Source organism: Paenibacillus sp. FSL M8-0212 (assembly GCF_038004645.1).
Lineage (GTDB): Bacteria > Bacillota > Bacilli > Paenibacillales > Paenibacillaceae > Paenibacillus.
Genome location: NZ_JBBORP010000001.1, coordinates 1,355,390 through 1,368,796, shown reverse-complemented (window position 1 = coordinate 1,368,796; position 13,407 = coordinate 1,355,390). Strand labels below are relative to the sequence as shown.

Here is a 13,407-nt window from a genome sequence, read left to right as displayed (position 1 = left end):
CGTAACTCCGGGTTAGCTTGTGGACTGAATATTTTATTGCCAGTTTACATTTACAGTCGCTGTACCGCTGGTTGGTGTGGTGAACGTGTGGTTGGAACCACCTTCCCACGTAATGGTTGCACCATTCTTCTTGAAGAATTTGAACTCCAGTTGTTTCCCGGCTGGCACGTTCACATCATAGTACCAAGTTGGGTAGGCATGGATAACTTGATTGAAAGCAGGGCCAATAGCTGTTGTGCCCGTACTCCAGTTGCCGAGTTCTGCCACATTACCTGTCAGATAGATGTTCTGACCCAGTGTGGTGGAAGCATTGTTAATGACGAATCGTACAGTGACCTGATCACCCGTAAGGATGGTGAAGTTGTTATACGCATTGCTGTTGACGCCATTCGCAGCTACTTTTACAGCATAATTGCCTGCTGCAACTGCTGGGATCGTCACTTTGATCTGTGTATCTTCCCAGGATGTGATCGCAGCACCGGTAACGGCTGTTGTACCGAAGTATACTGTGCCTTTGGTGGCACCGAATCCACGTCCGCTAATTGTAACGACATTACCCGGTTTGCCCATGACCGGACCTACATGTCCGATCGTAGGTGTTGTTTCGCTTGTTGTATACTGCCAGACCGCGGTTGCTCCGGCTGCCAGTGTGAAGGAAGAGACGTTGCCATTGGTGGAAGTGATGTTATTACCATTCAGTGCGCCGCCCAGCACATCGGTGTAGTTGCCTGTTGGCAGTGAAGTGCTTAGATTTGCAATGCTTGCTGGTGTGGAGAGATTACGGTTCACCGCAACAACAGCTACACTTTTGCCGAATTTGCGTTCATAGATATACACATCATTATTGATCCAGCGTTGCTGAGTGGAGCCATAGGCGATTGCCGGATTGGATTTGCGCAGAGGTGCCAGCTTGCTGATCACGTTGAAAGCAGTGGTTGTTTTGGAGAAGGAAGGCATTTTGGCACGATTGTCAGGGTCCCCATTACCTGTCAGATACTGTTCAGTGCCATAATAGATGGCAGGTACGCCGCGTGAAGTCAGCGTGAAGGCCAGCGCTTGTTCCAGGCGACGATTGTTCACGGCACTTGTTTTGAACCGATCCATATCATGGTTGTCGATGAACGTAACTTGATCATTCACCTGATTGTAATCTGCCGCTGTGCCTGTAATCATCGAATCGAGGGCATACATGTTGGATGTGTTATCCCGGAAGACGTTACGTACGGCAGAGTTAAAGCGGAAATCAAGCAAGCTCATCCCGGATTCATTGGCAAATTCCGTGTTATCCGCATCGGATGCAGCAGATCCCAGGAACCATTCACCGAAGGTAAATACAGGTTTATGTGCATAGATGGAGGACATCCAGCTCTTTTGCCATCCGAGAGGCATATGTTTCACCGCATCAACGCGAATGCCATCCACGCCCATATCAAGCCATAGTTTGATTGCGTCTTTGAAATATTGGTCAATAGTATTGTTGTTGTGATTCAGGTCAGCGAGGTCATAGAGGTTTTTGTAGATACCATTCTCCAGGGAGGAAAAATCGGAGCCGCCGTTGTGATGGAAGTAACCATTTGTATCATTCGTGTATCCGCCAACAAGATTACCGTTATCGTACAACTTGCCATTCTCAGCAAAGGACGTATCGGTTTCCATGGCAGGAGACGTATGGTTTGGTGCAAAGTCAATTACGATCTTGATGCCTTTGGCATGAGCGGTGGAAATCAGATTTTGAAAGTCGGCCATCGTTCCGAAATACGGATTGGTCTTCTTGAAATCACGTGCCCAGTAGCCATGATACGCTGTGTTGATCACGCCGCCGTAGTTGATCGTGGCGAAGATATTTTCGACCGGCTGGGAGATCCACAATGCCGTAACGCCCAGATCGCTAAAATAGTTATCGTTGATTTTGTTGATCAAACCCTGCCAGTCGCCGCCACAATACAGCTTCAGGTTGCTACAAGTGGCATCGTAGGCAGCTCCGGTGGGATTGTTGGAAGGATTGCCGTCCAGGAAGCGGTCGGTAAAGATCTGATAGATGACGTCTGTACTGAAGTTCTGCTTGTTGGTAACGGCGGTATCCGCATCGGCATAGATCGCGGAAGCAGGCAGATAGGGAAGTGCGCCCCCTGCAAGTAAACTGAGTGTCAGTGTTGTGCTGAGGAGTACGCGTTTGGCCATTTGAAACATAGTAATCCACCCTTCTCGTGAATGTAGTAGTTTAGATAAACAACCAACCTGGCTCTTGAATAATAGCGCTTTCAATACAACGGAGTGTTACGCGGTGGATAGAAGACTTCCCTCCTTTTGACACGCTAACAACCCCGGCATCTCCTTCGGGAGTTACCGGGGTTGTCCTAAACCGCTCAGGTTTAAAAGCATGGCCCTCGAGTTATGATCACAACGTTATCGTAAGAAATATTGGATCTTATGTCAATAACTTTTTTGAGAGCATTTATTTTCTATTTTTATGTTTACAAAAGCATGTCCGGGGATTTAAACTATTCGCAGATTCACAATATAAGGGCTATGTATCCCGGAACACTTACGTGTGTTCTGGGACAACCCCGTCTCTTCTGAGGCGGGGTTATTTGTATTATGCAATCGAATCGGGAGAAGAGAGGCGGTTGATGATCGTTGAGTACCCATTCTGTCATTGAATGTTTGGAAGGCATTCAGGCATCGCGGCTGGGCAATATCCGCAACATTTATGTGTACCTCCCGCCTGGTTACCATGAGCAGTCAGCCCGGCATTACCCGGTTCTGTATGTTCATGCAGGGCAGCGGGCTTTTGGTCCATCCGGGCCAGGCAATGAAACATGGAATATGGACCAGGCAGCAGACGGTCTTATTTCCTCCGGGCAGATTGAATCCCTGATTATTGTCGGCATTACGCATGTCCGTCCAGTCACACACAACGAATTCTATCACTTCATCGCTCCGGAGAGAGAGGCCGTGAGTGTGGGTTGCTCAGGCATCGCCTATGAGCATTTCATCATTCATGAACTCAAGCCGATCATTGATCATCGTTATCGGACGCTGCCGGACAAGTCGAATACCGGGCTGTTGGGTTCATCTGCCGCAGCGCTTTGTACATTGCACATGGGGATGCGAAATCCGGATGTTTTCGGAAAACTGATCATGATGTCGCCATTCAATGTGGATGTGCAGCTGGACGACACATCGGAAAGTGGACTGTTGGAAGAGAACATGTATCGCTTGCCAGAAGAGGTACCCGACGTTCGAATGTGGATGGATATTGGAGATACGGAAGGTCTGTTTCTGCCTTCCCAGGTCAGAAGGGTAGCTCATCAATTACTTGAACGCGGAGTAGGATCGGATGAGGAATTGGCATTTCTGGAACAGCAGGATGCCTGTCATCAGGAAGGTGACTGGGGAGCACGCGTTCATCTCCCGTTACTATACATGTTCGGCCACGTGGGTAAGCCCTCCTCGCTCGAACTGCTTGGAAGGGATGTCATCGGACTACAAGGTGGAATGACCGTGTGTATCAATGCACAAATGCACTACGAGAGTGGATTGGTTCAGAGTCTGCTGCATGGCAATTATACTTCAAGTGACCCGGATGTCATCCAGGTTCGTTCGAGTGGAGAGCTGGTGCCTGTTGGTATTGGGAGTGCATCCATCACGCTAACTTTGGGGGAACTGTCTACTACACGCATCTACATGGTTGTTCCTGAATTGTCCACTCATGTGGAGGTCTGCATTCATGCAGAGGTAATCTCAGAGGAAGAGGCGGAGGAAACGATATATGGTGGGATGGGCATGAAGCTTGTCCGTTCCGATAAAGGTCGATATGAAGGTTGTTACCGAGTCCCGCGTGATAGTGGGTTCTCCTTCCGATTTACTCGCGGTTTCCGCCGTTTCGAGACCGATGTGGATGGCAAACCTATTGCCAATCGGGTATTTCGAGCGACAGATGATATGTCTGTGCATTACCTAATCCAATCCTGGGGCAGTACGTCAGCCAAAACGGGAACAGGAGGCCCAAAATGATCATTCCTTCATTTGCTCCAGTGCTGGACATTCCCTATTATTATCCCTGCAATTTCCCTCTGATTCATGAAGTGCTCCATCGACAAGGATCTATCACAAGTCTTGCACTGCTGGCGGCAAGTCGGTTGTACAGCCTTCCTTCGTGCGGGGATAACGGACTGGTGAAGCCTTATTTCCACAAACTGGATTATATAGAGCCGATCTGGGAGATGTATGGTCAGCGGCAGCTGGACAGCTTCGAGGAAGGCATGGCGGAGATCAGGCAGCATATCGGCGAAGGTAGGCTTTTTCTGGCTACAGGAACCAGTTATCATCTGCCTTATTGTGAGGATTATCAGAATCCCGAGTACATTCGCAAACACGTGAAGCAAGGCTCCCGACTGCATCTGGTAGATCATTGGATTGCCGTATATGGCTTGGAAGATGAGCATGTTCACGTCTATGATCCCGTGCCCTCCAAGTATAAGGGAAAGGTTACTCAAGCAGCCTTTCATGACTTCTGGAAAGGGAACCAAAGCATACCCGAGCTTGCTCAGGCCAAGCGCAAAGAAGAACTCCGAACGTATGGAACCATGGACATTCGGGCGACTGTAAAGCTTGACTCTGCCGGGTACCGAGACATGTTGACTCAGGCGTTAACAACGCAGATTGAAGAGTTTCTGACAGGCCGGACGATTACACAAGAAGAGCGGAATTTTCATTTTGGACATGCGGTGTCTCTGCGGCTCTTAGATGCATTGCATGGGGCGAATGATGAGGATCAAGCCAATGAAATGTTGATATCCGGTCTGCTGTTTGATATGCGATGGAGTCGGTATTTTCTTCGAGATCTTCTTCAGGAGTCTGCCTTATGGCTCGGTTCTCCACTTGATCAATATGCGAGAGAATTCAGCGACATCATTGCACGGTGGGAGAAGGCCTACAATATGCTGCAGGTCAGCCGGATGAAGCAGCGTGAGCACTGGAGAGTGCAGCTAACAGGTGTCATTAAAATGTTGGTCACGGATGAATGGCACTGGTATGAGTCACTTCGACAGTCCATGCCTCAGGCAGATTGCTTCCCACGCCAGACTGTGTCGATGATTGGACAAGAACACAGGGAGGATTTGCTCCGTATCGTCTTGGATAGTTGCCGGGAGTTAAATGCGTACCATAATACATCGATTCCACTTGGTGAGGGTGGTAACGCTCCACTGTACGGACGAAGTGGACAACTGGATTCGCTGGAACTCGTGTCATTACTTGCAGTGGTGGAGCAAGGAATCGAAGATCGATGGGGGACGGGAATGGGAGCTACTCTGTCGGAGATAGCTGCTGCTTCCATGCCGGAAAGTCCCTATCAGACTGTAGGCTCACTTGTTGAATATCTCGCACAGCAATGGACGCCTGCCCGAGAGGAGGATGCAAGATGTTGAACCAATTCTTGCTTGAGCGATTCGCGGAGCAGGGACAGCAACCTGCGCTGATCTGGAGGGAACAGGAGTACAGTTACCGTTGGCTGCTGGAACAGGTTGGCATCATGAGTGAGTGGATTACAGCAGAAGGGCTGGCTGGGCAACTTATAACGCTGGAGGAAGACTATTCTCCCTATGCAGCGGCAGCATTGATTGCTTTGCTCGGACAAGGCTGTATTGTGCTTCCCATGGATCGTTACCTGGTTGAAGCCAAACGAGAGGAATATATCCAACTGGCACAGGTGAAATGGCGTTTGGGCATTGAAGAAGGCCAGTTGTGCATTCGGCAAACGTGTGAATTATCTGGAGAGGTTCCTGTGTTGTTATCTTCGCTGGCAGAGGAGGGCGTAGGAGGACTGGTACTCTTTTCATCTGGATCAACCGGAGTGAGTAAAGCGACTGTGCATCGTGCAGATCGGCTGTTACATCGTTTTCGGCGGCAGGTTCGGCCTTTGCGAACGATTCCTTTCATGATGTTTGATCATATCGGCGGTGTGAATACAATGCTGCAATCCTTGTCCAGTGGGGGCTGTCTCTGTATCATTGCGGATCGATCTCCTGAAGAAGTATGCCGAACGATTGAGAAGTTTCGCGTGCAGGCACTGCCTGTCTCTCCAACATTCATGAATCTGTTGCTGCTGGGCAGAAATGATGAGGGGTATGATCTGTCGAGTCTCGAAGTTGTGTCATACGGATCGGAAGTGATGCCTGAATCCGTACTGGCAGCCTGGAACCGGAGATTTCCACAACTAAGGACGATACAAGCCTATGGCATGTCTGAACTTGGCATTCTGCCAACCCGCTCCAAAGAGCCAGGTTCTCTGCTGTTCTCCATTCAAGATGAAGGGGTCAAGTACCGGGTGGTGGAAGGAGAATTGCAGATTCACACGGAAACCGCGATGATTGGATATTTGAATGCACCATCACCCTTTACAGAGGATGGGTGGCTGCGAACTGGCGATGAAGCTGTGCTGGAGCAGGGGTACATTCGTATTCTGGGACGTCGTTCCGAGATCATTAACGTAGGGGGACGGAAAGTGTATCCTGCCGAGGTCGAGGGTGTTCTGGAAGAGATGGAATGTATTGAAGCGGCCGTAGTTTCGGGAGAACAGAGTGGTATCACGGGTCAGAGGGTGAAGGTGACTATCCGGCTGGCTACAGAATGTACTCTCACCGATCTGCGGCGATCCATCTGGGAATATTGTCAGGACAAGCTGCCTTCATACAAGATTCCGCAGAAAATCGTAATTACACAGGGAGCGCTCGTAAGTTCAAGAATGAAAAAAATACGAAAACCGATGACTTCGGCACCCTTCGCCTCGGCTAGGAAATAGGTCGCTGCCATCAATGAGTATCAGGCGGGAGAGTAGAGTAGTGAACTTTAACCTATCTGGAAACACAAAAGGGAACAGAAAAGGTGCTGCCTCGAAGAGTTTCACCTTGCTTGAATCGGTATCGCTAACGAACCTCAAACATCGTATTGAGTGGATAATCAAGAAAAGTAAAACCTAACGAATCTCAGTAACGTTATTGCTTCAAAAATACGGATTCTGGTCTCGAAAATAGACCTATTGGACGAAATAAGCTCTCTCTGATTCGTTAGACATTTAGCCCGCGTATAATAAAGCAAATAACGTGTGCTGGGTTCGTTAGGGTATGAAGTATAAGATGCACAAGACGTACAAGATGCAGAAGAGGCTGTCCTTGGTCGTCAATATGACCTGGAGGACAGCCTCTTTGAAGTTATTTTCCTTGTTAGCTGTATTTACCTCAAGCCTCAGCTGGTTGTTTCACCTCAAGTTGCATCAGGGAGAATCCGTATGCTTCCAGATCAAGGGTCAGTTTATTTTGCCGAGCTTCCACGGTGTTTGATGTAAACAGATTTCGCCAGACGTTACGATCTGCCAAAGGAAGTTCAAGGGTACACGGCTCATCACCCGCATTAAGAACAAGAAGCATACGCTCACCCGTATGCGAATCCAATCGTTCGATGGCAAGACAAGGGTCTCCGGCTTTTGCATATACAATCTTCAGTTCTGTGCTGCGCAGGGCAGGGTGCTGTTTGCGAAGGGCAATCGTACGGGTGAAGAAATCCAGAAGCTCGCGATTCTGCTTGGTCTCATCCCACTCCATACACTTGCGGCAACCCGGATCATATCCTCCATCAAGTCCCACTTCGTCTCCATAATAGATACATGGCACACCTGGATACGTAAGCAACAACGTAACGGCAAGTTTCATCTTGCGCTCGTCTCCATCACACAAAGTCAGCAGTCTGGGTGTATCATGACTTCCAAGCAGATTGAAGGCCGCTTCTGTTACAGGCTGTGAATAGGCTGCGAGCAGTTTACCGATCTCATTGGCAAATGCTAGGCCGTCGAGCTTGCCGTGCACCGTATAGTCCAATACCGAGTTGGTAAACGGATAATTCATCACGGCATCGAACTGGTCTCCCTGAAGCCACATGAGCGAATCATGCCAGATCTCACCAAGCAAATAGGCGTCAGGCTTGATGGCTTTTACCGTCTGACGGAATTCGCGCCAGAACTGATGATCCACCTCATTTGCCACATCGAGTCGCCATCCGTCAATGTCCATCTCCTCAATCCAGAAACGTCCTACCTCCAGCAAATATGCCTTCACTTCAGGGTGTTCCGTATTCAGCTTTGGCATAAGCGGTTCAAAGGCAAAGGTGTCATAAGTTGGTATACCATCCTCCACACGTGGCGGCCAGTCTTTGATATAGAACCAGTCTGCGTAGGGGGAAGCGGCTCCATTCTTCATGACATCGACAAAAGGAGGAAACTCTCTGCCGGAATGATTGAATACCGCATCCAGAACAACGCGTATGCCGCGCTGATGACAGGCATCCACAAACGCTTTGAACTGTTCATTGGTTCCAAAGTGAGGATCAACTTTCATATAATCGCCTGTATTGTATTTGTGATTCGTCGTGGCCTCAAACAGCGGACAGAAGTAGATGGCATTGATGCCAAGCTGGCTTATATGATCCAGATGATCAAGCACACCTTGGAGATCCCCACCGAAGAAGTTCACCGGTGTAGGTTCCCCTCCCCAGGGTTCAGCATTTTTGGGACTGATGGATGGATCGCCATTGGCATAACGTTCAGGGAAAATCTGATAAAACACAGCATCCTTAACCCAGGCAGGCGGCTCAAAAATGTCGACCGGGTTCATAAATGGAAAATCAAAGAATTCAAGTGGATGATCAGGCAGCGCCTGCTCGAATCCGCGCTCTGTCATCCAGACCGATTCCTCTCCCTGAATCAGTTGGAAACCATACCGTAATCTGCGATAGGGAGGTGAAGTCTCGGCTTCCCAATAATCGAACATTTCATCCCGGGCAAAGATGTGCATGGGAATGTGTGTAATCGTCCGATCCCAAGCATATTTGTCCCCGGTAATAGCGATCACTGCATCCAAATCACCGCGTTTTGAACGAAGTCGCAAATGCATGGTCGAGCGGTCATAAGCATAAGACCAATTGAGTTTGGGGCGATGGTAAACGGCTTCAAGAATCATGTGAATCACTCCTCGTCAGATGATGAAATTCAGATAAAAGTGGCCATTAAACGCAAAAAAGGCACAACCTCTATTGTTCACGAGGTTGTACCTTTCGGCAGCATAGCCTTTTGATTATAGTGCTATTATACGAACTAACTCAGCAAAAGAAAACACTTTTTTTCCTTAAATTTCAAATTTTTTATTCGAAATGTAGGACGCATATCTGCAATTACTGTTTTTTATAAATCAAATCCAAGTTTATTGGCATATGCAGAGAATTCTTTGTGAAACTTCTCGATATTTTTCTTGCCGGCAGCAATTTTGGCATTGGATTGTTTCAGGATAGCGCTGTTTACCGTTGTTTTGGAGACCGCTTTTTTAGCGAGTTGGAATCCTTCCAGCTGTGTATAGCTACCTTTAATCAGGTTGGCATGGATTTTTTGCAATTCTGTATTTTGCGGTTTAATCAGCTTCAGCTTGGAAACATATTTGGTGTAGTTAGGAATCGCTGTGTTGGTCAGTTTCAAGAAAACGGACTTGCGATTGGAGGATGTAATGTAGAATCCACCTCCCAAAGCATTGAAGGCTTTCTCCTCATATACCGATGCCTTATCCAACTGATCAAGGTAGCTCAGGAAATCTTCTTCTTCAACTGTAGGGATCGGTTCTTGTTCTGACGTGTCAACTTCTTCATAGTATTCGTCTTCCGAATATGTAGTGGTTGAGTCATCCGCAGCAGAGACGTAGGACCCTGCAGGTGCAAATACCCCGCCAAGCAAGACAAAACTCATAATAAATGATAAAATCCAAGATTTTTTCACGTTCCAATTTCCCCTATCTATAGATGTGATTTTATTCCAATGGATAATCTAACATAGTGCGACAAGAAATTACAGGAATTGTTTTACAGTAAATTCATCAGTCAAACGCATATGATTGAATAATGATCCACCAGCAAAAAGGGCATGTATTAGATGAAGCTAAAAGTAAGAAGAGAGATTTGTATATTTAGCAGGTAAGAAAAAAATTACATATATGGTTTATGTGTAGGCGTATTGTATCGATATATATTGTATTGATTTAGTTAATATATCTTTATTTAATGTTGTTTTACGAAGTTACAGAGTTCGACAGGGAGTGAGAAGTTTTTCCAAATAAAATGCTTGTATAATGATTTCATCTCCATTACAATACAATTGATAATGAGATTCAATATCATTTAGATAAAAAAGGGGAGACGGATTTCATGTATAAAGTAAAGAAAAAGCTATACATTTATGCAGCACTTATTCTGATGATTTCACTACTTGCTGGCTGTGCTTCGGGTGGAAGTGCTGAGACAACGAATACATCCAGCCAAGCTGCAAGCAGCAATGAGAGCAATAATGAAAGTGATACAAGTGCCAGTGCGACTGAAGATCAGACCCGAGTGATCAAGCATGCTATGGGCGAAACTACAATCAAGGGAACCCCGCAAAAGATAGTGACACTGTTCCAGGGAGCGAATGATGTCGTTGTTGCACTGGGCGTGAAACCGACAGGTGTGGTTGAATCATGGGTTCAGCAGCCAGTCTATGATTATCTGAGAGCAGATCTGGACGGAGTTCCACAAGTAGGACAGGAATCGCAGCCCAATCTGGAAGAGATCAACAAGTTGAAACCCGACTTGATCATTGCTACCAAGATCAGACATGAAGAGATTTATGAGCAATTGTCCCAGATCGCACCAACGGTAGTGACGGAGACCCTGTTTGACTGGAAAGAAACGGTGAAAACTGTTGGAGAAGCGATGAATATGGTTGAGCAATCGGATAAACTGTTGTCTGATTGGGATGGCCGTGTAGCAGATTTCAAAGAGAAAATGGGCGATCGTCTGCCAATTGAAGCAACCATCACGAACTTTAGAGCCGATCAGGTTCGTATTTTCTACATGGGTTATGCAGGTAAAATTCTGAATGAGCTCGGATTCACCAGACCCGAAGGACATGATGCAGATACATGGGGCGTTGAATTGACTTCCAAAGAGAACATTCCGGACATGAATGCAGACATGATCTTTAACTTTAACTCAGGCACAGAAACAGATGCCATTCAGAAAAATTATGATGATTGGACCAGCAGTCCACTGTGGAAAAACCTTGATGCAGTCAAGAACAACCAACTGGTTCAGGTCGATGAAGTGGCCTGGAACATGGCAGGTGGATACACATCGGCCAACATGATGCTGGACGATCTATATAAGCAGTTCAACCTGAACTAACTAACAGGAGCAGGACCTGCCATGCACCAGGACATTCGTTAACGAAGTGTATGGGCAGGCAGGTCCTATTTCATTTTACAGATGAGAGAGTGAGAGTATGTTTCCCCTTTTTACAAAGGCAAGCGCCAAGATCTATGGACTGGCTGGTTTATTCATATTACTTTTACTTGTTTGCCTAGCCAGTATGATTCTGGGACGTACGCATATCACGTTTCAGATGGCATGGGATGCACTGCAATTCTATGACGAGAGTTCTGTGGAACATGTGGTTCTGCTGACGGAACGGTTGCCACGTACGGTGATTGCTGCTGTTGTGGGAGCAAGTTTGGCCGTGGCGGGTGGACTGATGCAAGCATTGACACGTAACCCGCTGGCATCACCAAGTGTGTTCGGGATCAACGCAGGTGCGATCTTTTTTATTGTTATTGCCATTGTTGTATTGTCCGTATCCTCGCTAACCACCATGATGTGGTTTGGTTTTGCTGGAGCTGCGGTTGCCGCGGCGATTGTATATGGGCTAGGTTCCCTCGGTCGTGATGGCCTGACACCGATCAAAATTGTACTGGCGGGGACGGCCATCTCAGCATTGTTTGCCTCTTTCACACAAGCCATTCTGGTACTGGATGGAACCGGATTGCAGGATGTACTGTTTTGGCTTGCCGGTTCAGTAAGTGGTCGAACGTTGGATATGTTATATCCTGTTCTGCCGTATATGACAGCCGCAGCTATTATCTCTCTGTTCATGGGCAGAGCCATCAATCTGCTCTTGACGGGTGACGATATCGCCAAAGGCATGGGGCAGAATGTACTACTGGTCAAAGTACTCATGGGAATTGTTACTGTGTTGCTGGCGGGTGGTTCAGTTGCCGTAGCCGGCTCAATCGGTCTTGTTGGTCTGGTTGTCCCGCATATCATGCGTGCACTGGTAGGCAACGATTACCGCTGGCTCGTTCCTTATTCTATTGTAGGGGGAGCGATTCTGCTGCTGTCTGCGGATGTGGTTGCACGGCTGGTGATCATGCCGCAGGAAGTTCCACTTGGTGTCATGACTGCACTGATTGGCGGACCCTTCTTCGTGTACATTGCACGCAAGGGGGTGACGAAGATATGAGGAAGATGTTGACTTTCCGCAACAAAAAAGACACCGTCTCAGTACAAATGGAACAAAAATCACTGGTTGTCATCGGCATATGTATCCTCTTGTTCCTGATGGCAGGAGTGGTCGGTACCAGTGTAGGCAGTGACTTTATTTCTCCGCTGGATGTGCTTCGAACGATATTTGGTCTGAATGAAGGGGAGCATGACTTCGTCGTGCTGACCTTAAGACTGCCACGGGTGTTATTATCTCTGCTCGTAGGAGCAGCCCTCGGTATGTCAGGTGCGCTCCTGCAAGGTATTATCCGTAACCCGCTGGCATCACCGGATGTCATCGGTATTACTGGCGGTGCAGCTGTTGCGGCTGTAGGTTTTGTTACATTGCTGGGCGGAGCGGTGAGCATCAAGTTGTTACCACTGTTCGCCATCGCTGGCGCAATTGTGACGGCATTGATTATCTATATGCTTGCTTGGAAAAAGGGAGTCAGTCCGATCCGCCTGGTGCTGATCGGGATAGGAGTGTCAGCCATTACCGGAGCTGGAACAACCTTTATGTTGATCCTGAGTCCGTTCTACACGGCAGGTCAAGCCTATATCTGGCTGACTGGAAGTGTGTACGGAGCATCCTGGACCGATGTCCGAACCATTCTCCCGGTTATCATTATTGTTGTTCCTTTGGCGATCTGGTTCGCCCGCAGCCTGAATGCACAAGAATTCGGGGACGATCTGGCCACAGGGCTGGGTGTAACGGTACAGTGGCATCGTTCTGCATTGCTGTTATGCAGTGTACTGCTGGCAGGAATTGCCGTGGCGGTTGCCGGAACCATTGGTTTTGTTGGTCTAATCGCTCCACATATTGCCCGGAAGCTGGTTGGCCGGATGTTTGGCAGTATGCTGATCGTGTCCGGACTGGTTGGTGCTCTGCTTGTATTTGCCGCAGATCTCATAGCCCGTACGGCCTTTCTACCGCTTGACGTTCCCGCAGGGGTATTCACTGCAGGTGTAGGCGCACCATTGTTCCTGTATTTGTTATTCAAGAATCGAAATCAGTTTTGA

9 protein-coding genes are annotated in these 13,407 nt (G+C 47.8%); 6 read left to right on the top strand and 3 right to left on the bottom strand.

What is annotated here, in order from left to right; translation table 11 throughout:
- Positions 1 to 33 precede the first annotated feature (33 nt).
- On the bottom strand, positions 34 to 2,190 hold the full coding sequence (locus MKX68_RS06185) for an alpha-amylase family glycosyl hydrolase (protein WP_340910041.1): 2,157 nt from the start codon (positions 2,188 to 2,190) through the stop codon (positions 34 to 36).
- Between the two features lie 447 nt (positions 2,191 to 2,637).
- On the opposite strand from MKX68_RS06185, the gene MKX68_RS06180 reads away from it, so the two are divergent.
- The 3 genes from MKX68_RS06180 to MKX68_RS06170 are packed head-to-tail and all read left to right on the top strand — an operon-like array spanning position 2,638 to position 6,805.
- Positions 2,638 to 4,017, top strand: a complete 1,380-nt coding sequence (locus tag MKX68_RS06180) for an alpha/beta hydrolase (RefSeq protein WP_340910038.1) — start codon at positions 2,638 to 2,640, stop codon at positions 4,015 to 4,017.
- Positions 4,014 to 5,432 carry a hypothetical protein gene (locus tag MKX68_RS06175; RefSeq protein ID WP_340910036.1) on the top strand — a complete coding sequence of 473 codons (1,419 nt, stop codon included), beginning with the start codon at positions 4,014 to 4,016 and terminating at the stop codon, positions 5,430 to 5,432. The genes MKX68_RS06180 and MKX68_RS06175 overlap by 4 nt, the downstream gene beginning before the upstream one ends.
- Entirely contained in the window at positions 5,426 to 6,805 is a 1,380-nt protein-coding gene (locus MKX68_RS06170) for an ANL family adenylate-forming protein (RefSeq protein WP_340910034.1), read from the top strand. The genes MKX68_RS06175 and MKX68_RS06170 overlap by 7 nt, the downstream gene beginning before the upstream one ends.
- A gap of 436 nt (positions 6,806 to 7,241) precedes the next feature.
- Here the strand turns inward: MKX68_RS06170 and MKX68_RS06165 are convergent, their stop codons facing one another.
- Both MKX68_RS06165 and MKX68_RS06160 read right to left on the bottom strand, forming a co-directional pair.
- Entirely contained in the window at positions 7,242 to 9,014 is a 1,773-nt protein-coding gene (locus MKX68_RS06165; RefSeq protein WP_340910031.1) for an alpha-glycosidase, read from the bottom strand.
- 221 nt (positions 9,015 to 9,235) lie between these two features.
- Complete coding sequence (locus tag MKX68_RS06160; RefSeq protein ID WP_340910028.1) at positions 9,236 to 9,817, bottom strand: hypothetical protein; 582 nt, start codon at positions 9,815 to 9,817, stop codon at positions 9,236 to 9,238.
- 425 nt (positions 9,818 to 10,242) lie between these two features.
- Here MKX68_RS06160 and MKX68_RS06155 point away from each other — a divergent pair, with 425 nt between their 5' ends.
- From MKX68_RS06155 to MKX68_RS06145, 3 genes are all read left to right on the top strand, one after another.
- A complete protein-coding gene (locus MKX68_RS06155; RefSeq protein WP_340910025.1) occupies positions 10,243 to 11,256 on the top strand; it encodes an ABC transporter substrate-binding protein in 1,014 nt (337 codons plus the stop codon).
- A 97-nt stretch (positions 11,257 to 11,353) separates the two neighbouring features.
- Positions 11,354 to 12,367, top strand: a complete 1,014-nt coding sequence (locus tag MKX68_RS06150) for a FecCD family ABC transporter permease (RefSeq protein WP_340910023.1) — start codon at positions 11,354 to 11,356, stop codon at positions 12,365 to 12,367.
- Positions 12,364 to 13,407 carry a FecCD family ABC transporter permease gene (locus MKX68_RS06145; protein ID WP_340910020.1) on the top strand — a complete coding sequence of 348 codons (1,044 nt, stop codon included), beginning with the start codon at positions 12,364 to 12,366 and terminating at the stop codon, positions 13,405 to 13,407. Before MKX68_RS06150 ends, MKX68_RS06145 begins: the two co-directional genes overlap by 4 nt.

Coding starts and splice junctions, on each gene's coding strand:
- MKX68_RS06175 (WP_340910036.1), top strand. CDS start 4,014: ATGATCATTCCTTCATTTGCTCCAGTGCTGGACATTCCCTATTATTAT.
- MKX68_RS06170 (WP_340910034.1), top strand. CDS start 5,426: ATGTTGAACCAATTCTTGCTTGAGCGATTCGCGGAGCAGGGACAGCAA.
- MKX68_RS06145 (WP_340910020.1), top strand. CDS start 12,364: ATGAGGAAGATGTTGACTTTCCGCAACAAAAAAGACACCGTCTCAGTA.
- MKX68_RS06165 (WP_340910031.1), bottom strand. CDS start 9,014: ATGATTCTTGAAGCCGTTTACCATCGCCCCAAACTCAATTGGTCTTAT.
- MKX68_RS06185 (WP_340910041.1), bottom strand. CDS start 2,190: ATGTTTCAAATGGCCAAACGCGTACTCCTCAGCACAACACTGACACTC.
- MKX68_RS06155 (WP_340910025.1), top strand. CDS start 10,243: ATGTATAAAGTAAAGAAAAAGCTATACATTTATGCAGCACTTATTCTG.
- MKX68_RS06150 (WP_340910023.1), top strand. CDS start 11,354: ATGTTTCCCCTTTTTACAAAGGCAAGCGCCAAGATCTATGGACTGGCT.